The sequence below is a fragment of the Bradyrhizobium sp. BR 10289 genome (assembly GCF_019455385.1).
GTDB lineage: Bacteria > Pseudomonadota > Alphaproteobacteria > Rhizobiales > Xanthobacteraceae > Bradyrhizobium.
Genome location: NZ_JACOFR010000018.1, coordinates 1 through 24,509, shown reverse-complemented (window position 1 = coordinate 24,509; position 24,509 = coordinate 1). Strand labels below are relative to the sequence as shown.

Genomic DNA, 24,509 nt, shown 5'->3' with positions numbered 1-24,509 from the left:
GCAAAAGTACGGACGAGGGTATTCGGATCGGATTAAGGGGTCGGTGCGAGGTTGGCCGCCAATCGTGTACCCCGCGTCAGGCAATGCCCGCAGATTTCGACGATCCCGATTACGACTATGCCGCGTCCATCGCCGGACGGGCGATGCGAAGCATGGCCGAACAGCGGATTCCGTCGACGCCGAGCAATTTTGCCATCTGGTTCCAGTATTTCGCCGGCGACCATGACGATTTGCGCAACGCCGTCGATCTCCTGATCGATCACAATCGTCCGTTCGACAGCAGGACCAACCAGGACCTGTTCGAGACCTACATCGCGCCCCAGGTGAGCGCCGCCGTCGCCGCCGACACTTCCGAGCGGCTCCATGCCGTCATGGGTGCGGCGAAGGAGTTTCTGACGACCGCGATTGCCGACAATCGTTCTCAGATGCAGGTGATCAGCCAGGTTGCCGATCAGGGCAAGGCGGGGGTCGATCCCAAGGCGCTGGTGGCCCAGCTCATGAACGAGCTGGCCCGTGCCGCCACGAGGGCGACGCGGCTCGAGGCAGGGTTTGCCGAGAAAACGCGTGAACTCGATGTGATCCGCGACTCGCTGTCCCGGTCCGAGGAGCGCGCCCGGACCGATACGCTGACCGGCCTCGCCAACCGGCGGGCGCTCGACGAATTCCTGCGCAAGGCTCAGACCACGGCCGAGTGGGGCGAGCCGCTCAGCGTGCTCCTGCTCGACATCGACCACTTCAAGACCTTCAACGACAATTTCGGCCATGGCGTCGGCGACCAGGTGCTGCGGCTGATGGCCAAGGTGCTGCGCGAAAAAGTTCGCACGCAGGATCTGCCGGCCCGCTATGGCGGCGAGGAGCTGATCGCCGTGCTGCCCGACGCCGATCTCGCCACCTGCGCCGAGCTTGCCGAGCGGATCAGGTACGCCATCGCCGAATGCACGATCACGCGCCGCTCGACCGGCGAGACCCTGCCCAGCATTACCGTGTCAATCGGTGTGGCGCAGTACCGCGCGGGCGAGGCGGCCACCGATCTGATCGAGCGCTGCGACCGCGCGCTCTATCTCGCCAAGGGCGGCGGCCGCAATCGCGTGGTGACGGAAGTCGAGCTCGAGCGCGCGGGAGCTGCGGGCTAGGCTAGGCGCTGGCCACCATCATGATATCCGCAGCGCCGGTCTCGATCGCCTGCACGCCGTGTTCGACGACGTTGTTGCGGCCGCGATGTTTTGCGGCGTAGAGCGCGGCGTCGGCGGCTTCGATCAGATCTCCGGGGCGCAACGCCTCGTTCGGCTTGGTCGCGGCGACGCCGATCGAGACGGTGACGATCATGTGGGCGGAGGTGATGTGCGGCAGGCAAAGCCGCAGCACGGCCGCGCGCACCTGTTCGCCGATCTCGACGGCGCGGTTCACATCGGTGTTCGGCAGCAGCAGGCAGAATTCCTCGCCGCCATAGCGCGCCGCAAAGCCCATGGTGTCGGCGGCAATGCCGGAGAGCGATTCGCCGAGCCGGGTCAGGCAGGAATCGCCTTCGAGATGGCCATAGGTGTCGTTGAACAGCTTGAAATGGTCGACGTCGATCATCAGCAGCGCAAGGTCGCTGCCATATTGCTGCGCGCGCATCCATTCGAAATCGAGCCGGCTCTGGAAGCCGCGACGGTTGGCAAGGCCGGACAGCATGTCGATCGAGGCCATCACAGTCAGCCGGTCATTGCTCGCGATCAGCTCGCGCTCGCGCTGGCTCAGCCGCGCGGCCATCGCGTTGAACGCGCGCGCCAGCGGCACGAACTCGGCCGGCAGGCGGTTGCGCGCCGCACGCGCCGACAGATCGCCCTCGCCGAGGCGCTTGGCCATATCGGCCAGCATCTCGATCGGCTTGATCACGAGCTTTTCGGCGGCGATCAGCGCGCCGAGCAGGACGAACAGCACGACGAAGGCGAGCTGGAGATAGGCGGTGCGGATGTCGCGGCTCACCGCCGCGGACACCTTGTCCTCGTCGATGCTGGCGATCAGGCGGGCATTGGTGCCGGCGATGCGGATATAGCTCACCGCGCGACGTGAGCCGTCGGCGGCGAGGAACGAGAGCGAACCCTCGTCCTGGTCCGACCGCAGCGCCCTGTCGGCGATCGCGGACATCAGCGGCATGTTGTCGAGCGGCCGGCCGATCGCGCTGGACTGGTCGGCCGGAGCGGCCAGCACGATGCCGGCGCTGTCGACCAGCACGGCCGTGATGCCGGCGCGGCCGCCGAGATTGTTCATCACCTTCGACATCCAGTCGAGATTGACGGTGGCGAGCACGACGGCATCGGCGACGCCGCTGAAGGCAGAAACCGGGTAAACCGCCATGACGGTCGGCGACAGCACCGGACGCGACAGGATGAAATCGCTCAGCACGAAGCGGCCGGTTTCCTGCGCCTGCTGGAAATAGGGCCGGTCGCTGAGATCGAGGCCGACATACATGTTGTTGGTGGCGCACTGGATGCGGCCGTCCTGGCCGGCGATCAGCAGCGTGCGGATCCAGGGCAGGTTCGACGGCAGGCTCGCGCGCAGCACGTCGCAGCTCTTGCTGATGCCGCCGGCGGAGGCGCGGATGAAGGCTTCCGATTTCAGGATGGTCTCGACCGACGAGATCACTTCGCGCTGCGCGTCGGCGCTGTGCCTCGCCACGGTGTTGAACTCGGCCGCAGCTTGCGCGATCTGTCGCGTGCGCGTGTCCTCGAGCGAACGGATGCGCTCGAGCATCAAGGGCGCCACCAGAATCACCGCGAGCAGCGCAAGGCGCGCCCGGATTCCGAGAACCTGCTTGAGTTTCGCTCGTTTGCGGTTGAAACTGAGTTTTGCCATCTTCGCTACCCACCCCGCGGGCTAAGGTAAAGCGAAGGGTTCAAAAACCCTTTCTTGAACTCGGTAAAATTAGAACTAGCACCGCCACGATCCAGTCCGATCCGACGTCATGACAGAAGAAAACGCCGCGCCGGTAACCGGCCATTCACCAAACGCGCTCGCCGCGGTCGAAGCCGAAATCGCGCGCGCCTGCAAGGAAGCGCGGCGCGATCGCGCCTCCGTCACGCTGATCGCGGTGTCGAAGACGTTCGCGGCGGATGCAATTACGCCGATAATTGATGCCGGACAGCGCGTATTTGGCGAAAATCGTGTGCAGGAGGCCAAGGGCAAGTGGCCGGCGTTAACCTCCGTTTACCCCGGAATCGCGCTGCATCTGATCGGGCCGCTGCAATCCAACAAGGCCAAGGAGGCAGTGGCGCTGTTCGACGCCATCCATTCGGTCGATCGGCCGAGCATTTGCCAAGCGTTAGCCAAGGAAATCGAATCCCAGAAAAAGCACCCGCAGCTGTTCGTCCAGATCAACACCGGCGAGGAACCGCAGAAGGCCGGCGTCGCCCCCGGCGAGGCCGACGCCTTCCTGGCGAGCTGCCGCGACACCTACGGGCTGACCATCTCGGGCCTGATGTGCATTCCGCCGGTGGACGAGCCGCCGGCGGCGCATTTCGCGCTGACCGCCAAGATCGCGGAGCGCAATGGCTTGAAGAATCTCTCGATGGGCATGAGCGCGGATTTTGCGACCGCCATCATGCTGGGTGCCACGCATGTGCGCGTTGGCAGTGCGATCTTCGGACATCGGTGATTGCCATTCGCGAAAGCCTGAGGCGATAGCTCGAGCCCCTCCTCGCGTCCGGCGCACGAGCGTAGCAACGGTTTACGCGAACCTCACCGACACAGTCCCCAGCACGCCAAAATCCACCGCGAACTGATCGCCGGCCTGGATCGGCAGCGGCGGATGGCAGGTGCCTGTGGTCACCACCTGCCCTGCGCGCAAGGTGATGCCGAGCCCGGAGAGCTCGTTGGCAAGCCAGGCCAGCGCAACACGGGGATCGCCGAGCACGTTCTTGCCGTGGCCGAGATAGTCTTGGCCGCGCAGCGTGATCTTCGGCCGCTCCTCGACCAGATCCATCGCACGCCAGTTCGCTGACGTTGCCGCGCCCAGGACGAACAGATGCGCGCAGGCGTTGTCGGCGATCAGCTGCGCTTCACCGGCGCTGGCGAAATCGACAAAGCGCGAATCCGGAATCTCGATCGCGGGGTGCAGGCTCTCGACCGCGGCGAGCACCTCGTCGACAGTGTACGGCGTTGCGCGTGGCGGCAGGTCGCGTCCCATGCGGAAGGCGAATTCAGGCTCGCCGACGCGCATCTCGTTGCCCGTCATCGGCGCGGTGCCGCCATCGGCGATCACAGTGCTGCTCATGATGCGTCCGGCCAGCGGACCGCCAACATTGATGTGCTTCTGCCCGGCCTCGCTGGTTGCCGCGATCTTCCATCCGAACACTTGTCCGAGCGATTCCGTTTCGAGCGCGGCCTGGATGGCGTAGCCATCGGCGCGGCTCTGCGGGCGCAGATCTTTCTCCAGCGCGTCGAGCTTGGTGCCGTCACGCCAATGCCGGACGAGCCCGCGCGATGCGGCGGCGATCTGATCCTTGCCGAGCATAGTGTCCTTACCCGATGATGATTCTTGTCCTTGGCCCGATCCGTCGGAGCAATTGTAGCATCGCCGCCTTGGTCATGGAGACGCAGCCTGCGGTTGGGCCGAAATTGTCGCGGGCGAGGTGCAGGAACACTGCGCTGCCCCGGCCGGCGATGCGCGGGCGGGTGTTGTGGTCGATTTCGATGATGAAGTCATAGAGATGGTCGGCGCGCTTCAGCCGGTCACCGCCCTCGCCCTCTTCGCGCCGAATCCATTGATTGTAGTGGCGATCGCCGGGATCCTCGCACCAGGCATCGGTGCTGGTAATGGCCCGCGCCGGGAGAAAGGTCTGCGGCCGGCTGTGCCGGTCGCCCCGCCACCATAATTGCCGGAGACGGAAGCTGCCCCTGGGGGTGCCGCCATCGCCCTCGCGCTTGTTCGCCAAAATCCCGCCACGTCCCAGCGCCACCGGAATGGTCAGCGCTCCCGCCGTCAGCCAGCCCCGGCGCGGATTTCCGGCGGCAGGCTTAACGCGGACGATGGACAGTGGCCCGACGCTTCGATTCCTGCTACAACTATCTGACACAGCTTTGTTTTTCATCAGGAGCGTGTGATGTCGAATTGATTACAGGACATTCATCGAAACGCCCTGCTGTTTTGAGTTAGAGTGGTTCTGGCTTGTGAATCGGTAACAGCCCACTACTTCAAGACGAACAAGAATAATAACAGCGACCCCTAAACTTCCCCTCGCGGCAGGGCGCGGCATGCATGCGCGCCCCGTCGGACTCCAAAAGGATGACCCCCTATGGCCAATGCCCGCAAGATCCTCATCGTGGATGACGATACCGATCTGCGCGATACGTTGGTGGAGCAATTATCGCTGCACGAAGAATTCGAGGCCTCTGCCGTCGATACCGGCGCCAAGGGCGCCAGCGCCGCGAAGGCCAATTCCCCTGATCTCGTCCTGATGGATGTCGGCCTGCCCGACACCGACGGCCGCGAGGTGGTCCGCTCCTTGCGCAAGGGTGGCTTCAAGGCCCCGATCATCATGCTGACTGGGCACGACACCGATTCCGACACGATTTTGGGGCTGGAATCCGGCGCCAACGATTACGTCGCAAAGCCCTTCCGCTTCGCCGTGTTGCTGGCCCGCATCCGCGCCCAGCTCCGTCAGCACGAGGCCAGCGAGGACGCGGTGTTCTCGGTCGGCCCCTATTCCTTCCGTCCGGGCTCGAAGATGCTGACCGCGGCCAACGCGCGCAAGGTCCGCCTCACCGAGAAGGAAACGGCGATCCTCCGCTTCCTCTACCGGGCCGGCCAGATGCCCGTGTCGCGCGAGACCCTGCTCCAGGAGGTCTGGGGCTATAATTCCGGCGTCACCACCCACACGCTGGAAACCCACATCTACCGCCTCCGCCAGAAGATCGAGAAGGACGCTGCCAACCCGGAAATCCTGGTAACGGAAGCCGGTGGCTACAAGCTGGTGCCGTGATACGCTTCGAGAGCGCGCGAATCGTTTTAGATCGCGTGCCCCTCGAGCCTCGGACCTGAATGTCAATCGACGACGACGTAGCGCTTCTTGAGCGTGTCCCGACACTGCGCCTGTTGGGAGACGCCTCGTTGCGCATGCTGGCGATCGGCTCCGAGCAGCGTAACTTCGTCCGCGGCGATGTTCTGTTCAATCTCGGTGATGACGCCGATGCCGGCTACGTGGTTCAGCGCGGCGCCTTCCGGGTCGATGATGGCGCCGGCGCTGAAATGATCGCAGGTCCCGGCGCACTGATCGGCGAACTCGCGCTGGTCGTGCCGATGAAGCGGCCGTCCAGCGCGATCGCGCTTGAACATGCCTCCGTCATTCGCATCGCGCGCAGCCTGTTCCAGCGCGTGCTCGAGAGCGATCCTGCGGCTGCGATACGGCTGCGCGACGAATTCGCGGTGCGGTCGAGCCAGATCGCCAGCGATATCTTGATGGCCGGTGCGAAGCTGACGTCTTGAACGGCTGCCGTAGCCCGGATGGAGCGCAGCGTAATCCGGGATTCGTGCGCACGGAAAGACCGCCCCGGATTTCGCTTCGCTCCATCCGGGCTACGGGACCTCAAACGTCCAGCGTCACCGTCACAGGCACGTGGTCCGACGGCCGCTCCCAGCTCCGCGCATCGCGCAGAATCCTGAAATCGCTGACGGCATCCTTGAGCGCGCGCGAGACCCAGATGTGGTCGAGCCGGCGGCCGCGATCGCCGACAGTCCAGTCGGCCGAGCGGTAACTCCACCACGTATAGACCTTCTCCGAAAGCGGGATGCGGTCGCGGGCGACGTCGACCCATTCACCGGCTTCAAGCGCCGCTTTCAGCTTCTCGGTCTCAACAGGCGTGTGCGAGACCACCTTCAGCAGCTGCTTGTGCGACCACACGTCGTTCTCGTGCGGCGCGACGTTGAGATCGCCGACCAGGATGTGCCTGTCATCCCCGCGCGGATGCAGCGGCTCGCAGGCCTTCATCTCGTCGAGAAAGCGAAGCTTGTGGTCGAATTTCTCGTTCAGCGCGGGATCGGGAATGTCGCCGCCGGCGGGCACGTAGAAATTATGCAGCACCAGCGGCTTTGCGATGTTGGCCTTTTCGCCGAACGAGACCGAGATATGACGCGAATCCACCTTGTCGCAGAACGTGCGGATGTCGGTGGAGTCGAATGGAATCTTCGAGACGATGGCGACGCCGTGATAGCCCTTCTGTCCGTTCAGCGCGACGTGCTCATAGCCGAGCCGCTTGAAGCGCTTCAGCGGAAAGGCATCGTCGATGCATTTGGTCTCCTGCAGACACAGCACGTCCGGCCGCGCGCTCTTGAGGAATTTCGCGACCAGGTCGATGCGCAGCCGCACCGAGTTGATGTTCCAGGTTGTCAGGGAAAGACGCATGGGACTTGCGTCTTAGCAAGCTCCCGCAGGGCAGGCAAAGCCGCAAACCGCCGTGCCCACCGTCTTTTCATGCTTCGCCCCGGCTGGGTCAGTCATGCCGCGCCGACTGTAAAGCCATCAGCTTCCGCTGAACGAATTGTAGCCCTGATCTTCCCAATAGCCGCCCTTATAGTCGTTGGTGACTTCCATCGAGACCACGTATTTCGGGTTCTTGAAGCCGAGCTTTGTCGGCACGCGGATCTTCATCGGGAAGCCGTAGGCCCGGGGCAGGATCTCGCCCGCGTATTTGAACGTCATCTGCGTCTGCGGATGCAGCGCGGTGCGCATGTCCAGAGGCGAGTTGTAGCCGTCCTTGTCGGCGCACTGGAACCAGACATATTTCGCACGCGTGTCGGCGCCAACAAACTTGAGGAAATCGCGCAAGGGCGTGCCGGTCCAGCTGCCGATCGCGCTCCAGCCCTCGACGCAGATGTGGCGGGTGATTTGCGTGAATTGCGGCAGCTTGTAGAGCTCGTCCAGCGTCCAGGATTTCTTGTTGTCGACGAGACCGCGCACTTCGAGTTTCCAGTCTTTGCCGTCGACCTCCGGCGCATCGTCGAGATCATAATACGCGTTGAACGGGAACGGCTTCGTAATCGCGCTCTCCGGGAAGGTCGGCGCCAGCGCGTCGGGATTGAAAATGAACGACTGCACCGCGTCGTTGAATTTCGAGACCTTTGCGAGCAGCGCGTCGGCGGACGAGGAGTCGACCACGTCGCAGCCGGTGAGCAGCGTCAGCGCGCCGAGACTGGCGCCGCCCGCGATGAAGCGTCGGCGGGTGACGTCAGGCATCGTCTTGAGGGAGTCCTTGATCAGCAGTCGCTTGTCGACGCCGGGGATCAGGAATGAGCGCTTGGCCATCGCTATTCTCCTATCGGCCGATGATCATCGCGCGCAGGCTCTTCGGCACCAGCAACGCGAGCAGAACATGAATGACGAGGAAGGCGCAGATCGCGGCCATGCAGAAGAAGTGCACGTAACGCGCAGTCGGATAATCGCCGAACAGCATCACCAGATAATAGAGCTGCACCGGCTTCCACATGCCGAGGCCCGACAGCACGATCAGCACGCCGACCAGGATGATGCCGGCATAGAGCAGACGCTGCACGTAATTGTAGACGGTGAGGTCGTCATGGCCGAGCTTGAAGGTCAGCGCCGCCCGGACGTCATGGAGCACGCCCGAGGCAGTGATCGGCAGCAGCTTTTTGCGGAAGCGGCCAGTAGCGAAACCGGTGACGAGATAGGCGAGGCCGTTGACCATCAGCAGCCACATCGCCGCAAAGTGCCAGAGCAGCCCGCCACCGAGCCAGCCACCAAGCGTATAGTCGCGCGGAAAACTGAAGCCGAACAGCGGCGAGGCGTTGTAGATCTGCCAGCCCGACAGGATCATCAGGATCATGGCCAGTGCGTTGATCCAGTGCATGATGCGGACCCAGGCCGGCTGGATCACCTTGGCCGGAGTGGTGCTGACCTGCTCGTCGGTGACTCTGAGGCTCGACATGCTGTTCCGTCCTGAACGTCGTATGGCAGCAATTATACGCCCATGCTTCCGCTTTCGTTACGCCCCGCCGGCCATCGAATCGATGCCTAAGGGCTATCGTGGTCACAAAAAAGCGAGCCGGGTGGCCCCGGCTCGCCGTTTCGTCGCACCCTGTCGGGGATGAAACAGGGAGGCGCGGTGTTACGACGCCGGCATCAGCACGGTATCGACCACATGGATCACACCGTTGGACTGGTTGACGTTGGAGATCGTGACGGTCGCGGAGCCGCCCTTGGCGTCGACGATCATGACGGAGCTGCCGGACTTCTTGACGGTGAGCTCCTCGCCCTCGGCGGTCTTCAGCTTCTGGCCATCCTTGAGGTCGGACGCTTCGAGCTTGCCGGGCACGACATGGTAGGTGAGGATCTTGGTCAGCGTCGCCTTGTTCTCGGGCTTGACCAGATTGTCGACGGTGCCGGCCGGGAGCTTGCCGAAGGCGGCGTTGGTCGGCGCGAACACCGTGAATGGGCCCTTGCTTTCCAGTGTCGGCACGAGGCCCGCGGCCTTCACCGCGGCGACCAGCGTGGTGTGATCCTTCGAGTTGACCGCGTTCTGGACGATGTTCTTCGACGGGAACATCGCGGCGCCGCCGACCATGACGGTCTTCTCCTCGGCGCGGACAGGTGCGACGACGGTCGCGGTGATGGTGAGGGCGCTGAAGGCGGCGGCAGCGAGATAGGCAATACGCTTCGACATGGAAAGTCTCCCGATTGAATGGTGACCGGCACTGGCCGGTGCTTGCGTTGGGGCAACAACGGCGTCTGCGACAGTTTGACGTGAGCAGCAGCGCGTCGTTGGACCGAACTACGGGAGGGTTTGCGGGGCGGTTTCGAGGAAAAATTCTTTGTGATGGGTGAAACTATGGGATGGGCATTTCGTGTGAGCTGCGAGGGCGAGCCAAGCAAACGGTGCCGTAGGGTGGGCAAAGCGAAGCGTGCCCACGCACTCTTCGCGATCGAGAGAGATCGTGGGCACGGTGCTTCGCGCCTTTGCCCACCCTACGGAAGCGCGCGTGTTGCGGCAGTGTGCCCGATTCAATCCCTGTTGTTCGGAGTTTGAATAAATCCGCGATTATGCGTCGGGCTGATCAGGATCTCGTTGATGCAGACGCGCGGTGGCATCGACGCGATGAAAGCGATGGTGCGGCCGAGATCTTCCGATTGCAGCATCTTCGCCTGCTCTTCTTCGCTCGGTACCACCGGTCGCAGTTTGAGGATCGGCGTCGCGACCTCGCCCGGCATCAGGCAGCAGGCGCGCAGGCCATTGACGCATTCGTCCATGTTGAATGAATGGGTCAGCGCCAGCACCGCATGTTTGGTGGTGGTGTAGGCCGGGCCCGGCATCTTCGACACATGGCGGCCGGCCCAGGACGAGACGTTGATGATCGAGCCGTCCTGCTGCTTGCGCATCGTCGGCAGAACCGCGCGCATGCAATAGAGCACGCCGTTCAGATTGACCTGGACCAGTCTGTCCCAGCCCTCCAGTTCCATGTCTTTCCAGCTCCGCTTGGGGACGTTGATGCCGGCATTGTTCACCAGCAGGTCGATGCGGCCATGCTTTGCGACGATGTGATCGGCCGCCTTCTGGGCTTCAGCGGCGTTGGAGACATCCAGCACGATCGCCTCGGCCGTCCCGCCGGCCTTGGTGATCTTGGCGACCACGGTCTCCAGGGCGTCCTTGCGCCGGCCTGAGACCACTACCGTCCAGCCGTCGGCCGCTAACGCCTCGGCGCCGGCCTCCCCGATCCCGCTGCCGCCGCCCGTGACCCAGGCCACGCGTTTCCCGTTTTTGGTCATGCCAACTGTCTCCGTTGCTTCATTGGGGCGGTTTTTGCTAATCCAGCCCTCGGTTTTGACCGGCCTTGTTGCCTTGCGGTCGAGGAAATCTTGCATGAACCAAGCTGCCAACGCCAATCTGTTTTCCCGCCTGTTCGACGGCCTGGACGACCCCAAGCGGCTCGCGATCGAGACCCATGACGGCGCCCATATCAGCTATGGCGATCTGATCGCGCGGGCAGGCCAGATGGCGAACGTGCTGGTCGCGCGCGGCGTGAAGCCCGGCGACCGTGTTGCGGTGCAAGTGGAGAAGTCGGTGGCGAACATCGTGCTGTATCTCGGCACGGTCCGGGCCGGTGCGGTCTATCTTCCGCTCAACACGGCCTATACGCTGAACGAGCTCGACTACTTCATCGGCGATGCCGAGCCGGCGCTGGTGGTCTGCGATCCCTCCAAAGCCGAGGGCCTTGCCCCGATCGCCGCCAAGGTGAAGGCCAAGGTCGAGACACTCGGGCCCGACGGCAAGGGCTCGCTGACGGACGCCGCCAACAAGGCGAGCTCAGAATTCGCGACCGTCTCGCGCGCCAACGACGATCTCGCCGCGATCCTCTACACTTCCGGCACCACCGGTCGCTCCAAGGGCGCGATGCTGAGCCACGACAATCTTGCCTCGAACTCGCTCTCGCTGGTCGACTACTGGTGCTTCACCGACAAGGACGTGCTGATCCACGCACTGCCGATCTATCACACCCACGGCCTGTTCGTGGCGACCAACGTCACGCTGTTCGCGCGCGCGTCGATGATCTTCCTGCCGAAGCTCGATCCGGATCTGATCATCAAGCTGATGGCGCGCGCGACGGTGCTGATGGGCGTACCAACTTTCTACACGCGCCTGCTGCAGAATCCGACGCTGTCGAAGGAGACGACGAAGCACATGCGCTTGTTCATCTCGGGCTCGGCGCCGCTGCTGGCCGAGACCCATCGCGAATGGTCGGCGCGCACAGGCCATGCCGTGCTCGAGCGCTACGGCATGACCGAAACCAACATGAACACGTCGAATCCGTATGACGGCGAACGCGTCCCCGGCGCGGTCGGCTTCCCCCTCCCCGGCGTCTCCGTGCGCGTCACCGAACCGGAGACCGGCAAGGAGCTGCCGCGCGAGGAGATCGGCATGATCGAGGTCAAGGGCCCTAACGTCTTCAAGGGCTATTGGCGCATGCCGGAAAAGACAAAATCGGAATTCCGGCCCGACGGCTTCTTCATCACCGGCGATCTCGGCAAGATCGACGAGAAGGGCTACGTCCACATCCTCGGCCGCGGCAAGGATCTCGTCATCTCCGGCGGCTTCAACGTCTACCCCAAGGAAATCGAGAGCGAGATCGATGCCATGCCCGGCGTGATCGAATCCGCCGTGATCGGCGTGCCGCATGCCGATTTCGGCGAGGGCGTAACGGCGGTGCTGGTGCGCCAGCCTGGGGCGAGCATCGATGAAGCCGCTGTGCTGAAGGGGCTGGACGGACGGCTGGCGAAGTTCAAGATGCCCAAGCGCGTCTTCGTCGTCGACGAGCTGCCGCGCAACACCATGGGTAAGGTGCAGAAGAACGTGCTGCGCGATACGTACAAGGACATTTACGCGAAGAAGTAGGCGCGATTTAGCGAAGACCACACCACGCGCTCGCTGTCATGCCCCGCGAAGGCGGGGCATCCAGTACGCCGCAGCTTCTCGATTAATTACGACCGCCTCTGGAATACTGGATTGGCCGCCTTCGCGGGCAATGACACCGAATATGCGGCGTGCACTTTGCCTCGAGCTATCACTGCCCGCCCAGCAGGCTCATCACGAACCGGCTGCCCACGATAAACAAATAGCAGCCAAAGGCGACCTCCAGCGTCCGCTTCGACATTGCATGCGCGGCGCGCACACCAAGCGGCGCGGTGACGAGGCTCATCGGCATCACCAGCACGGCGCCGATCAGCGAGACGTAGCCCAGCGCGAATGGAATTTGCAGCGCTGCAACCGATGGATACGTCGCAGCCGCCGGCCATCCCGCATAGATGTAGCCGAGCGCGCCGGGGATCGAGATCAGCACGGCGAGCGCCGATGATGTCGCGACCGCCTGATGGATCGGGCGGCCGTAGAAGGTCATCAGCAGGTTCGAGAACAGACCGCCGCCGATGCCCATCAGCGTTGATAAAATGCCGACGCAGAAGCCGTAGACGCGCATCAAGGGACCCTCGGGCAGATCGTCTCCGAGCTTCCAGCCCTCGCGCGCGAAGATCAGCCGCACCGCGGCCGAATAGGCGACACAGACGAACACGATCTTGAACAGCCGCTCCGGCGCGTAGCGTGCCACCACGCTGCCGGCGATGACGCCGATGATGATCGGCAGCCACCACACTCGGAGGATCTGCATGTCGACGGCGCCGCGCTTGTAATGTGCCTGGAACGAGCGGATCGAGGTCGGGATGATCACCGCCAGCGAGGTGCCGACGCACAGCGGCATGCGGACTTCGAGCGGCACACCGGCGATGCGAAAACATTCGTAGAAGACCGGCACGAGGATCGCGCCGCCGCCGATGCCGAATACGCCCGCTAAGAATCCGGAGAGTGCGCCAGTTGCTATCAGCAACAGCGCGAGCTCGACGATCTCCCTGATATCAAGACCTGCGATCACCTCTGACCTGCCCCGGCGACTGGTCGCTGGCGTTTCCGAGACGTCCGCTCGGATTGGCTGCGGGCCAAGCTGTAGGCGATCTGATTCGTCCGGTCGACACGCTGCGCCTCCCGGCTGGGGTGGAATGCAGGTGACGCATATCCCGTGGGGGCGCTCGAAACGGGCCGAGACGTCTGCCAGCGGCAGGCCGAGCGGCGCTTTGGTGAGTTTGGACGACACAGTCCGTTTAGAGGCGTTCCAATAGCAATTTCAATGCACCGGAGCGGGCAGACAAAGTGTGAATTAATATTCTTTCTTTTGCTGGCGGACCGACCCGCTGGTATACCAAGCCCCTGATTGGCCTTGGTTCATCAAGGCTCTAGAGCTGAATGCTGGTTCGATTTATGGCGATTTGGTGATTGCGCAGGCGAAATCGACTCCGTAAATAGAGCCGACTTCTCGCGATCCCCGCGTGCCCCCTGCTGGGCCGCCATAAACATCAAAAGCCCATGACCGCACGGATCGAACGACCGCTTTCTCCACACATGCAAGTCTACCGTTGGACGTTGACGATGGCGCTGTCCATCGTCCATCGCGCCACCGGCATCGCCCTGTACGTCGGAACCCTGCTGCTGGCCTGGTGGCTGATCGCCGCGGCTTCAGGCTCGGCCGCGGCCTACTCCAATGTGCAGGCCTTCACCGGCAGCATCATCGGCCGGCTCATCGTGTTCGGCTACACCTGGGCGCTGATGCACCATATGCTGAGCGGCATCCGCCACTTCGTGTGGGACCTCGGCTTCGGCTTCAAGGCCAATGAGCGTGAAGCGCTGACTTGGGCCGCCCTGATCGGCGGCATCGTGCTGACGATCCTGATCTGGATCATCGCCTACGCGATCGGAGGTGTACGATGAGCGCTACCGATACGCCGAGGCGCAGCATGCGCACCCCGCTCGGCCGCGTCCGCAATCTCGGCGCCGCGCATTCCGGCACCTCGGACTTCTGGCGTCAGCGCATCACCGCCGTCGCGATGACCCTGCTGATGCTGCCGGTGATCGTCGTCGTCATGATGACGCTCGGCAGCAACCAGGCCGGCGCCAAGGTGATCCTCGGCTCGCTGCCGGTCGCGGTGATCATGATGCTCTTCATCGTCGCCAGCGCCTGGCACATGAAGATCGGCATGCAGGTCGTGATCGAGGACTACGTTCACAACGAGAAGCTGAAGCTCGTTTCGATCATGCTCAACAACTTCTTCTCGATCGCCGTCGCGCTCGCCTCGATCTACGCGATCATCAAGATCTCATCTGGAGTGTAAGCCATGGCCAACGAGACCAATGGCAAGGGCAACGGCGCTCCCGCCACCAACGGCAAAGCCTACCCGATCGAAGACCACACCTATGACGTCGTCGTGGTCGGCGCCGGCGGCGCGGGTCTGCGCGCCACCGTCGGCTGCAGCGAAGCCGGCCTGAAGACGGCCTGCATCACCAAGGTGTTTCCGACCCGCTCGCACACGGTCGCGGCGCAGGGCGGCATCTCGGCCTCGCTCGGCAACATGCACAAGGACGACTGGCGCTGGCACATGTACGACACCGTGAAGGGGTCGGACTGGCTCGGCGACCAGGACGCGATCGAATACATGGTGCGCAACGCGCCTGACGCGGTCTACGAGCTCGAGCATTGGGGCGTGCCGTTCTCGCGCACCGAGGATGGCAAGATCTACCAGCGACCGTTCGGCGGCATGACCACCGAGTTCGGCAAGAGCCAGGCGCAGCGCACCTGCGCCGCCGCCGACCGCACCGGCCACGCCATGCTGCACACGATGTATGGCCAGTCGCTGCGCCACGCGGCCGAGTTCTTCATCGAGTTCTTCGCCATCGACCTGATCATGGACGACCAGGGCACCTGCCGCGGCGTCATCGCGCTCAAGCTCGACGACGGCACGCTGCACCGCTTCCGCGCCCAGACCGTGATCCTCGCCACCGGCGGCTACGGCCGCGCCTACGCCTCCTGCACTTCGGCCCACACCTGCACCGGCGACGGCGGCGGCATGGTGTTGCGCGCCGGCCTGCCGCTGCAGGACATGGAGTTCGTGCAGTTCCATCCGACCGGCATCTACGGTTCGGGCTGTCTCGTCACCGAAGGCGCGCGCGGCGAAGGCGGCTATCTCGTCAATTCCGAGGGCGAGCGCTTCATGGAGCGCTACGCGCCGTCGGCGAAGGACCTCGCCTCGCGCGACGTCGTCTCGCGCGCGATGACCATCGAGATCCGCGAAGGCCGCGGCGTCGGCAAGAAGAAGGACCACATCTTCCTTCATCTCGACCATCTCGATCCCGCGGTGCTCGCCGAGCGCCTGCCGGGCATCTCCGAATCCGCGAAGATCTTCGCCAATGTCGACGTGACGCGCGAGCCGATCCCGATCGTGCCGACCGTGCACTACAACATGGGCGGCATCCCGACGAACTATCACGGCGAAGTGCTGACCAAGAAGGACGGCGACGACAACGCGATCATCCCGGGACTGATGGCGATCGGCGAAGCCGCCTGCGTCTCCGTGCACGGCGCCAACCGTCTCGGCTCCAACTCGCTGATCGACCTTGTCGTGTTCGGCCGCGCCGCGGCGCTCCGTCTCGCCGAGAAGCTGACGCCGAACGCCAAGCAGCCCGAGCTGCCCGCGAACTCGTCCGACCTCGCGCTCGGCCGTCTCGACCATTACCGCTACGCCTCCGGCGCCACGCCGACCGCGAAGCTGCGCGAAGGCATGCAGAACGTGATGCAGACCAATTGCGCGGTGTTCCGCACCGGCGAAGTGTTGAGCGAAGGCCAGAACCTGATCGCGAAGGTCCACAGCGGCATCACCGACATCGCGGTGTCCGACCGCTCGCTGGTGTGGAATTCGGACCTCGTCGAGACGCTGGAATTCGACAACCTGATCTCGCAGGCGGTGGTGACGATGAACTCGGCCGCTAATCGCACCGAGAGCCGCGGCGCGCATGCGCGCGAGGATTTTTCCGAGCGCGACGACAAGAACTGGATGAAGCACACGCTGGCCTGGCTCGACGACAAGGGCAAGGTCAAGATCGAGTATCGTCCGGTTCACGACTACACCATGACCAACGACGTGCAGTACATCCCGCCCAAAGCTCGCGTTTACTGATCGACGCGCGTGTACTGAGCGAACAGCGAAAGCTTTATCGAAATGGTTGAATTCGCACTTCCGAAGAACTCCAAGATCACTGGCGGCAAGACCTGGCCGAAGCCTCCGGGCGCGACTGAGACGCGCGAATTCCGCGTCTATCGCTGGAATCCGGACGACGGCAAGAATCCGAGCGTCGACACCTATTACGTCGATATCCACGATTGCGGCCCGATGGTGCTGGACGGCCTGATCTGGATCAAGAACCACATCGATCCCTCGCTGACCTTCCGCCGCTCCTGCCGCGAAGGCGTCTGCGGCTCCTGCGCCATGAACATCGACGGCCAGAACACGCTGGCCTGCACGCGCTCGATGCACGACGTGAAGGACGGCGCGGTGAAGATCAACCCGCTGCCGCACCAGCCGGTCGTGAAGGACCTCGTCCCCGACCTGACCAATTTCTACGCGCAGTACGCCTCGGTCGAACCGTGGCTGAAGACGACCTCGCCGACGCCGCAGAAGGAATGGAAGCAGAGCCACGAGGACCGCGAGAAGCTCGACGGTCTCTACGAGTGCATCCTCTGCGCCTGCTGCTCGACCTCGTGCCCGAGCTATTGGTGGAACAGCGACCGCTATCTCGGTCCCGCCGCACTGCTCCAGGCCAACCGCTGGGTCTCCGACTCCCGCGACGAGGCTACCGGCGAGCGGCTCGACAATCTCGAGGATCCGTTCCGCCTCTACCGCTGCCACACCATCATGAACTGCGCCAAGGCCTGCCCGAAGGGCCTGAACCCGGCCGAAGCCATCGCCGAGCTCAAGCTCAAGATGGTCGAGCGCCAGATCTAGCCCGCCCCCTCGCGCATCGACGCTCCGGCCCGAATGGCCGGGGCATTCTAAAGTCAGTACGGATTCGAGGAGATTTTTCTCTCAATCCGTGCCGCGCGCGAACCTCTGGATTCGCAACCTCCGGTTCCGGCCATAACCCGCTTTCTTCCCAGCGTGAAATTCGCGTAAGCTCTCCGGTCGGGGGACCGGAGCGATCGTGCAGGGCGCACAACGCAACTCGCTGAGACTGTTGCAGTGGATGATGGCTGCATCCCTGGCGCTGCCGATTGCGCTGTTCGCCATCGCCGCCACGATTTCCTACACCTCGACCAAGGATATCGCCGACCGCGAGATCGAGCGCACGCTCGATGTCGCGCATGAGCACGCGCTGAAGGTGTTCGAGACCATCGACCGCAGCCTCGCCGAGATCAACGAGGTTGTGCGCGGCCTTCCCGACGATGTCATCCGCGCACGCGAGCCGGCGCTGCACCGCCGCCTGAAGCGCCTGAGCGATGCGCTGCCGCAACTCAAATCCGCTTGGATCTTCGATGCCAGCGGGAAGTCGCTGGTCAATAGTCTCGCCTCGCCGCCGCCCGAACAGAGCTTTGCCGACCGCGATTATTTCATCGCTCATGTCGACCAGAACATTGGAAGCTTCATCGGTGCGTCGCTGACGCCGCGCGCGCCCTATCAGGGCGCGCGGTTCTTCGGTGTCAGCCGGCGCCGCGAGACCGACGACGGCAGCTTCATCGGCGTGATCCAGGCCTCGGTCCTGCCGGAATATTTCGAGAGCTTTTACGCCAGGATCGGGTCCGATCCCGGCAGCTTCTTCGCGATGGGCCGCGCCGACGGCGTGCTGCTGGCGCATTTCCCGCGCCGCGACGGCGACCTCCGGCTCGATCCGGGCGGACCGGTCGGGCGCGAGATCGCCGCGCACCCGGCGCAGGGGCTCATGACGATTGCCTGGCCGTCGGACGGGATCGAGCGCCGCATCGGCTACAGGCGCGTCGCCGAATATCCGATCTATATCAGTGCGGGGCTCGAGACCTCCGCGATTCGCGCGCGCTGGTACGCCACCATGGGCCAGCACCTTGTGTTCGGCATTCCCGCGACCGCGCTGCTGTTTCTGCTGCTCGCCTTCGCGTTCAGGCGCACCCAGCATCTCCAGCTCGAGGCGGCAAAGCGACGCGAGGCCGAGGAGGCGCTCAAGCACAGCCAGCGCCTCGAGGCGCTCGGTCAGCTCACCGGCGGTGTCGCGCACGACTTCAACAATCTGCTCACGGTGATCCGCGCCTCGGTCGACCTGTTGAATCGGCCGCAGCTGACGGAAGAGCGGCGGCAGCGCTACATCACCGCGATCGCGGATGCGGTCGCGCGTGCCGCCAGGCTGACCTCGCAGCTGCTCGCCTTCGCACGGCGCCAGACCCTGAAGCCGGAAGTGTTCGACGTCGGCCAGCGCGTGCAGTCGCTGCACGACATGCTCGCCACGCTGCTCGGGCCCGCCATCGAGATCACCATGCGGCTGCCGGGCGAGGCCTGCCTCGTCAATGCCGATGCCAGCCAGTTCGAGACGGCGCTGATCAACATGGCGACCAATGCGCGCGATGCCATGCAGGGCAAGGGCCGGATCGCCTTCACGGTCGAACCGGCGACAAACGTTCCGGACACGCTGGCGCATCTCATGGGCAGTTACGGCTTCGTCAGCATCGCGGTTCGTGATACCGGAATCGGCATTCCCGCCGCGCGGCTCGAGCGCATCTTCGAGCCGTTCTTCACCACCAAGCAGGTCGGTCACGGCACCGGTCTCGGCCTCTCCCAGGTGTTCGGCTTCGCCCGGCAGTCCGGCGGCGAGGTGACGGTCACCAGCGAGGTGGGACAGGGCAGCACGTTCTCGCTCTATCTGCCGCGCGTCCCGGCGGCCCTGCTGCCGCAGCAGCTGGCGCCGAACACGGCCCCCGCGGCGGCGGACGGCAGCGGCATGTCGGTGCTGCTGGTCGAGGACAATATCGAGCTCGCCAATTTCGCGGCCGATGGGCTCACCGAGCTCGGCTACAGCATCACGCTCGTCGACAATGCCAATGATGCGTTGGCCGAATTGGACGTGGACGCCGATCGTTTCGACGTCGTGTTCTCGGACGTGGTGATGCCTGGCATGACCGGCCTCGATCTCGCGCATGCGATCCGCGATCGCGGCATCGGCGTGCCGATCGTGCTGACGACCGGTTACAGCGAGGCGCTGGCGCAGGAGGGCCCCCTCGGTTTCGATCTCGTGCAAAAGCCCTATTCGATCGAGGAGCTGTCGCAGGCGTTGCACAGGGCCGCGCGGCTGCGGCGGGTGCGGGACGGCGCCGCCGAGTGAAGGGTGGCATGGAACCGACGGGAACCGCCTGAGTTCCCTCGCGTTGTCCGGCCATGCAAAACACGGCCGAGAAGCGCAAGCGGGACAATCGGGGCAAGAAGCCGCCCATCGTCGAGATCAAGGGCGAGAACGGCGACGAGGTCACCCCGCCGCCACCCGAGGTGGTCGAGCCCGATCCCGAGCTCTCGCCCGAAGAGGCCGAGCAGGCCCGCAAGGACTATCTGCTGACGCGGTTCTGGATCAGCGCACGCGGCTTCTGGGGCCGCAACGGCGACCGGCTGGCCTGGCCGTTCTCGATCGGCCTCGTGGTGCTGATCGTCCTCACCGTCGGCTTCCAGTACGGCATCAATGTCTGGAATCGCGCGATCTTCGACGCCATCGAGAAACGCGATGCGACCACCGTCTTCCATCTCACCGCGATGTTCTTCCCGCTCGCGATCGGTAGCATCGTGCTCGGTGTCGCGCAGGTGTTCGCGCGGATGGGTATCCAGCGGCGCTGGCGTGCCTGGCTGACCAACAGCGTGGTGACGCGCTGGCTCAAGAACGGGCGCTATTACCAGCTCAACCTCGTCGGCGGTGACCACAAGAACCCGGAATACCGCATCGCGGAGGATCTGCGTGTCGCGACCGATTCGCCCGTGGATTTCCTTGCCGGCGTGACTTCGGCGCTGCTGTCGGCTGCGACCTTCATCGTCGTGCTCTGGACCATCGGCGGCGCGCTCACCGTGACGCTCGGTGGCTCGACCATCACCATTCCCGGCTTTCTCGTGATTGCCGCGATGCTCTACGCCGCGATCGCTTCGGGCTCGATCCTGATGATCGGCCGCCAATTCGTGCAGGTCTCCGAGGACAAGAACCAGGCGGAAGCCGATTTCCGGTATACGCTGACGCGCGTGCGCGAGAACGGCGAAAGCATCGCGCTGCTCGGGGGCGAGCAGGAAGAGCGCGAAGGCATCGACCGCAATTTCACCAACGTGCTGCGGCAATGGGCGCGGCTCGCCGGCCAGCACATGCGCACCACGCTGGTGTCGCAGGGATCGAGCCTGGTTGCACCGGTCGTGCCGCTGCTGTTGTGTGCGCCGAAATTCCTCGACGGCAGCATGAGCCTCGGACAGGTGATGCAGGCGGCCTCCGCCTTCACCATCGTGCAGAGCGCGTTCGGCTGGCTGGTCGACAATTATCCGCGGCTCGCGGACTGGAACGCCTGCGCGCGCCGCATCGCCTCGCTGATGATGTCGCTCGACGGCCTCGAGCGCGCCGAGCGGGGCGACGGAATCGGCCGCATCAAGCGCGGCGAGACCAGCAACGAGGCGATGCTGGAGCTCAAGGATCTGTCCGTTTCGCTCGACGACGGCACAGCGGTGGTCGGCGAGACCGAGGTGGTGATCGAGCCCGGCGAGCGCCTCTTGGTCGCCGGCGAATCCGGCACCGGCAAGAGCACGCTGGTGCGGGCCATCGCGGGGCTGTGGCCGTGGGGTGGCGGCAGCGTCAATTTCCATTCCGACCGGCGGCTGTTCATGCTGCCGCAAAGGCCTTATGTGCCGTCAGGCAGCCTGCGCCGTGCCGTCGCCTATCCCGGCGCCGAGGACGACTGGAATGTCGAACAGATCGGCGAGGCCCTGCACAAGGTCGGCCTCGACCATCTCAAGGAGAAGATCGAGGAAGAGGGTCCGTGGGACCAGACGCTGTCAGGCGGCGAAAAGCAGCGCCTCGCCTTCGCGCGGCTCTTGCTGCACAACCCCGATATCATTGTGCTCGATGAAGCGACTTCGGCGCTGGACGAGAAGAGCCAGGACAAGATGATGCAGATGGTCACCGACGAGCTGCCAAAGGCGACGATCGTCAGCGTCGCGCATCGGGTCGAGCTCGAGGCCTTCCACAGCCGCAAGATCGTGCTGGAGCGGCGCAAGGGCGGCGCCAAGCTCGTCAGCGATATCGACCTGATCCCGCGCAAGGGCAAGCGCAGGCTGCTCGGGCGATTCTTGAGACAGCGCAAGGCGCCGTCGAAGAAGGCGGCGTGAGGCTCTGCGCTCCATCCGGGCTACAAAACCGTCGATTGGAGTCCCCCCAAAAACCGGCTATGCATGCGCCGCCTGTAACGAGGACCGCCTGCGTGACGCCCGACAACGCCCTTTCCACCGCGCCGTTCGGTGCGTTTGCGCCGAACGCCGCGCAAGCCGCGATCATTCGCCTTGCGCAACAATCGGGGCTGAAGCGCGGGGCCTTCCGTCCGTGGATGTCGCGACTGGTCAATCTGCTGCGCGGCGGTCCGCTCGACGTGCAGTATCAGGGCGCCTCGTTCCGCCTCTACCACCAGGGCAGCGCCACCGAGCGCGGCGCGCTGTTCAACCCCGATTACAATCTCGACGAGCTCGACTTCCTGCGCCAGCACACGCCGACAGGCGGCACCTTCGTCGATGTCGGCGCCAATGTCGGCACCTTTGCACTTGTGATGGCCCGACATGTCGGCCCCTCGGGCAAGGTGGTCGCGATCGAGCCGCATCCGCTGACCTTTGGACGTCTCTCCTTCAACCACGCCGCATCGAAAGCGAAGCAGGTGCGTCTGGTGCAGGCCGCCGCGGGTGACGGCGATGGCGAACTGATGATCGAAAGCGGCGGCGGCAATCTCGGCGCCACGCATGTCGTGACCGGTACCGCGAGCGCGGAGGCGATCAAGGTGCCGTCGTTGCGGCTGACGCGCATCCTGGACGAAGCGGGTGTCGGCCAGGTCGATTCACTCAAGATCGATGTCGAGGGATTTGAAGACCGCGTGCTGATCGGCTTCTTCCGCGATGCGCCGCCATCGCTGTGGCCGCGCGCAGTCGTGATCGAGCATCTGTCACAAAACGAATGGCAGCAGGATTGTATCGCTGACATGGTCGCGCGCGGTTTTGCGATTGCGCGCAAGACGCGGAGCAATACGTTCTTGTCACGCTAACCGTGAGCAAGGGAGATTTGCGATGATCGACCATCTGGGTTTTTCCGTCTCCAACTATGAGCGTGCGAAGGCGTTCTATGCCAAGGCGCTGGCGCCGCTCGACTACAGCCTGATCATGGAGGTCACGGCGGAGCAGACCGGCCACGCGGCGGCCGCAGGATTCGGCGCCAATGGTAAGCCGGACTTCTGGTTCGGCGCCGAAGGTGCGATGAACAAGCCGGTGCATATCGCCATCGCGGCAAAGGACCGCGCCACGGTCGATGCGTTCTACAACGCGGCGATGGCCGCGGGCGGCCGCGACAACGGCGCGCCCGGAATCCGTCCGCATTATCACGCGAACTACTATGGCGCGTTCGTGCTCGATCCTGATGGCCACAACATCGAGGCTGTCTGTCACGCGCCGGAATAGGCAGGTCTCCCCTTCTGGCTGGAACATCGTTCGGCGCAGCCCGTTATCGTTGCTTGCAGCAAGGAGCGCGATATGGCCAACGATAATGCTCGCGATGTGGACCATGCCTGGGATCTGATGAAGAAAATCGGCTTCGCAATGCTGGTGACGCGCGACGGTGACAAACTGCGCGCGCGGCCGATGAGCGCCTATCTCGATCGCGACGCGAATACGATTTTCTTCCTCACCGACGCGCGACGTCACAAGGACGAAGAAATCGCGCGAAATCCCTCGATCAACCTGTCTTTTGCGGACGCCGGCAGCCAGAAATACGTTTCGCTGACCGGCACCGCCGTGATTTCCAACGACCGCGCCAAGATCAAGGAGCTGTTCTCAACGCCGGCAAAGGCGTGGTGGGACTCAGCGGAGGATCCCAACATCCGCGTGCTCAAGGTCACGCCTGACGACGCAGAGTTCTGGGATTCGCCGGGGACCGTGATCTCCTATGTGAAGATGGCGGCTGCGGCGGTGACGAATACACGCCCCGACATCGGCGAAAACCGCAAGGTTTCGATGTAATGCCGATCGAGCCGCCCGAGATTCCGCCCTCGACACCCGGCACACCGACCGAGCCGCCGCCCGGAATCCCGCCGGGCAATCCGCAGCCTGAAATTACACCGCCGGTCCGCGAGCCCGGCGAATCGCCGCGGCCCGACGAGTTGCCGGGCCGCATGCCTGAAGAGATTCCGTCACGCGGGCCCAACGGACCGCTCACGCCGAATCCCGCAACGGACGCATCGCGGGATCATGGATGAGGCGAAGCATCACCGATGAGGCGATTGCAACCTGCGTCTGAATGCGCAATGAACGTTGCCATAGTGACGTGATTTGCGTGCAGAAATAAATCGGGCCGCGACCGCTTCGCCCGCCACAATCCGGCCTAACGCGTAGCTGTTCATCAAAACACTTCGTCAAAGAACCTTCCGGGGAAGTTGACCACCATGACCAACCTTCGTTTCGTGCTGCTTGCGACCACGGCCCTGACCGCGATGCAATTGGCCAATACCGCATCGCATGCGCAAGTCGCTTCGCCGCTCGTCGTCGCACAGGCGCAGCCAGAGACTGGCCCTGACGGAAAACCGAAGCAGCCGCCGAAGGGACCGCCGGGCGCTGCGCCGCCTGCAGCGCCCGCGCGACCGGCCGCACCGCCGCCCGCGGCTGCACCGCCTCATCCGCCTGCAGCGCCGCCTCCGGCAGCCGCACCACCGCGCCCGGCCGCGCCGCCGCCACCTCCGCCCCCGCCTGCAGCTCGTCCGGCCCCTCCGCCGCCCCCGCCACCCCCTGCCGCTCCCAAGCCGCCCGCGCCGCCTCCGGCTGCAGCGCCGCAGCAGCATGCGCCGACGCCACCCCCGCCGGCGCCGCCTGCCTGTCTCTTATACACATCTGACGCTGCCGACGACTAGTCGAGTGTAGATCTCG

At 64.2% G+C, this 24,509-nt stretch carries 24 protein-coding genes and 1 pseudogene; 15 read left to right on the top strand and 10 right to left on the bottom strand.

Features of this window, described 5'->3' with window-relative positions; translation table 11 throughout:
* The first annotated feature begins 83 nt into the window (after positions 1-83).
* Positions 84-1,133 (top strand): GGDEF domain-containing protein, encoded by a 1,050-nt coding sequence (locus HYH08_RS25615; protein WP_220012613.1) that lies wholly within the window; start codon positions 84-86, stop codon positions 1,131-1,133.
* Between the two features lies 1 nt (position 1,134).
* Here the strand turns inward: HYH08_RS25615 and HYH08_RS25610 are convergent, their stop codons facing one another.
* The gene (locus tag HYH08_RS25610; RefSeq protein ID WP_220012612.1) at positions 1,135-2,838 is read right to left on the bottom strand and encodes a diguanylate cyclase domain-containing protein; all 1,704 of its coding nucleotides are present in this window, start codon (positions 2,836-2,838) and stop codon (positions 1,135-1,137) included.
* Positions 2,839-2,947: 109 nt separating this feature from the next.
* On the opposite strand from HYH08_RS25610, the gene HYH08_RS25605 reads away from it, so the two are divergent.
* Positions 2,948-3,637, top strand: a complete 690-nt coding sequence (locus HYH08_RS25605; protein WP_220012611.1) for a YggS family pyridoxal phosphate-dependent enzyme — start codon at positions 2,948-2,950, stop codon at positions 3,635-3,637.
* Positions 3,638-3,709: 72 nt separating this feature from the next.
* Here HYH08_RS25605 and HYH08_RS25600 read toward each other — a convergent pair whose 3' ends face one another.
* Together HYH08_RS25600 and HYH08_RS25595 are read right to left on the bottom strand one after the other, a co-directional pair.
* Positions 3,710-4,495, bottom strand: coding sequence for a 2-keto-4-pentenoate hydratase (locus HYH08_RS25600; protein ID WP_220012610.1), 786 nt, complete (start codon positions 4,493-4,495; stop codon positions 3,710-3,712).
* A gap of 7 nt (positions 4,496-4,502) precedes the next feature.
* Positions 4,503-5,072, bottom strand: a complete 570-nt coding sequence (locus HYH08_RS25595) for a L,D-transpeptidase family protein (protein ID WP_220012609.1) — start codon at positions 5,070-5,072, stop codon at positions 4,503-4,505.
* A gap of 204 nt (positions 5,073-5,276) precedes the next feature.
* Here HYH08_RS25595 and HYH08_RS25590 point away from each other — a divergent pair, with 204 nt between their 5' ends.
* Positions 5,277-5,963, top strand: a complete 687-nt coding sequence (locus tag HYH08_RS25590; RefSeq protein WP_008142830.1) for a response regulator transcription factor — start codon at positions 5,277-5,279, stop codon at positions 5,961-5,963.
* Between the two features lie 59 nt (positions 5,964-6,022).
* Positions 6,023-6,466: a cyclic nucleotide-binding domain-containing protein gene (locus tag HYH08_RS25585; protein WP_220012608.1), complete on the top strand. Its 444-nt coding sequence runs from the start codon at positions 6,023-6,025 to the stop codon at positions 6,464-6,466.
* 100 nt (positions 6,467-6,566) lie between these two features.
* Here HYH08_RS25585 and xth read toward each other — a convergent pair whose 3' ends face one another.
* The 5 genes from xth to HYH08_RS25560 all read right to left on the bottom strand — a co-directional run bounded on the left by xth (position 6,567) and on the right by HYH08_RS25560 (position 10,757).
* The gene (xth, locus tag HYH08_RS25580) at positions 6,567-7,382 is read right to left on the bottom strand and encodes an exodeoxyribonuclease III (protein WP_220012607.1); all 816 of its coding nucleotides are present in this window, start codon (positions 7,380-7,382) and stop codon (positions 6,567-6,569) included.
* Between the two features lie 117 nt (positions 7,383-7,499).
* Positions 7,500-8,282 carry a molybdopterin-binding protein gene (locus tag HYH08_RS25575; protein WP_220012606.1) on the bottom strand — a complete coding sequence of 261 codons (783 nt, stop codon included), beginning with the start codon at positions 8,280-8,282 and terminating at the stop codon, positions 7,500-7,502.
* A gap of 10 nt (positions 8,283-8,292) precedes the next feature.
* Positions 8,293-8,922: a cytochrome b/b6 domain-containing protein gene (locus tag HYH08_RS25570; protein WP_220012605.1), complete on the bottom strand. Its 630-nt coding sequence runs from the start codon at positions 8,920-8,922 to the stop codon at positions 8,293-8,295.
* Positions 8,923-9,102: 180 nt separating this feature from the next.
* Positions 9,103-9,657 (bottom strand): fasciclin domain-containing protein, encoded by a 555-nt coding sequence (locus tag HYH08_RS25565; protein WP_220012604.1) that lies wholly within the window; start codon positions 9,655-9,657, stop codon positions 9,103-9,105.
* A gap of 338 nt (positions 9,658-9,995) precedes the next feature.
* Entirely contained in the window at positions 9,996-10,757 is a 762-nt protein-coding gene (locus tag HYH08_RS25560) for an SDR family oxidoreductase (protein WP_220012603.1), read from the bottom strand.
* Positions 10,758-10,851: 94 nt separating this feature from the next.
* Between HYH08_RS25560 and HYH08_RS25555 the strand changes: the two genes are divergently transcribed.
* Positions 10,852-12,381, top strand: a complete 1,530-nt coding sequence (locus HYH08_RS25555; protein WP_220012602.1) for a malonate--CoA ligase — start codon at positions 10,852-10,854, stop codon at positions 12,379-12,381.
* 169 nt (positions 12,382-12,550) lie between these two features.
* On the opposite strand, the gene HYH08_RS25550 is transcribed toward HYH08_RS25555, so the two are convergent.
* Positions 12,551-13,411: a sulfite exporter TauE/SafE family protein gene (locus HYH08_RS25550; RefSeq protein ID WP_220012601.1), complete on the bottom strand. Its 861-nt coding sequence runs from the start codon at positions 13,409-13,411 to the stop codon at positions 12,551-12,553.
* Positions 13,412-13,899: 488 nt separating this feature from the next.
* On the opposite strand from HYH08_RS25550, the gene sdhC reads away from it, so the two are divergent.
* From sdhC to HYH08_RS37525, 10 genes are all read left to right on the top strand, one after another.
* Positions 13,900-14,301 carry a succinate dehydrogenase, cytochrome b556 subunit gene (gene sdhC, locus HYH08_RS25545; protein ID WP_220012600.1) on the top strand — a complete coding sequence of 134 codons (402 nt, stop codon included), beginning with the start codon at positions 13,900-13,902 and terminating at the stop codon, positions 14,299-14,301.
* Positions 14,298-14,702 carry a succinate dehydrogenase, hydrophobic membrane anchor protein gene (gene sdhD / locus HYH08_RS25540; RefSeq protein WP_220012599.1) on the top strand — a complete coding sequence of 135 codons (405 nt, stop codon included), beginning with the start codon at positions 14,298-14,300 and terminating at the stop codon, positions 14,700-14,702. The genes sdhC and sdhD overlap by 4 nt, the downstream gene beginning before the upstream one ends.
* A 3-nt stretch (positions 14,703-14,705) precedes the next feature.
* On the top strand, positions 14,706-16,541 hold the full coding sequence (gene sdhA / locus HYH08_RS25535) for a succinate dehydrogenase flavoprotein subunit (RefSeq protein WP_220012598.1): 1,836 nt from the start codon (positions 14,706-14,708) through the stop codon (positions 16,539-16,541).
* Positions 16,542-16,583: 42 nt separating this feature from the next.
* On the top strand, positions 16,584-17,366 hold the full coding sequence (locus tag HYH08_RS25530; protein ID WP_220012597.1) for a succinate dehydrogenase iron-sulfur subunit: 783 nt from the start codon (positions 16,584-16,586) through the stop codon (positions 17,364-17,366).
* 196 nt (positions 17,367-17,562) lie between these two features.
* Positions 17,563-19,704 (top strand): ATP-binding protein, encoded by a 2,142-nt coding sequence (locus HYH08_RS25525; RefSeq protein WP_220012596.1) that lies wholly within the window; start codon positions 17,563-17,565, stop codon positions 19,702-19,704.
* Between the two features lie 53 nt (positions 19,705-19,757).
* The gene (locus tag HYH08_RS25520) at positions 19,758-21,725 is read left to right on the top strand and encodes an ABC transporter ATP-binding protein/permease (RefSeq protein ID WP_220012595.1); all 1,968 of its coding nucleotides are present in this window, start codon (positions 19,758-19,760) and stop codon (positions 21,723-21,725) included.
* Between the two features lie 92 nt (positions 21,726-21,817).
* Entirely contained in the window at positions 21,818-22,642 is an 825-nt protein-coding gene (locus tag HYH08_RS25515) for an FkbM family methyltransferase (RefSeq protein WP_220012594.1), read from the top strand.
* Positions 22,643-22,664: 22 nt separating this feature from the next.
* Positions 22,665-23,051, top strand: coding sequence for a VOC family protein (locus HYH08_RS25510; protein WP_220012593.1), 387 nt, complete (start codon positions 22,665-22,667; stop codon positions 23,049-23,051).
* A 72-nt stretch (positions 23,052-23,123) separates the two neighbouring features.
* Positions 23,124-23,609: a pyridoxamine 5'-phosphate oxidase family protein gene (locus HYH08_RS25505; RefSeq protein ID WP_220012592.1), complete on the top strand. Its 486-nt coding sequence runs from the start codon at positions 23,124-23,126 to the stop codon at positions 23,607-23,609.
* Positions 23,609-23,845, top strand: coding sequence for a hypothetical protein (locus HYH08_RS37525; protein WP_228748061.1), 237 nt, complete (start codon positions 23,609-23,611; stop codon positions 23,843-23,845). Before HYH08_RS25505 ends, HYH08_RS37525 begins: the two co-directional genes overlap by 1 nt.
* Here HYH08_RS37525 and HYH08_RS25500 read toward each other — a convergent pair.
* Positions 23,802-24,509 (bottom strand): annotated as a pseudogene (locus HYH08_RS25500) (hypothetical protein); the annotation flags it as partial. The gene HYH08_RS37525 and the pseudogene HYH08_RS25500 overlap by 44 nt on opposite strands.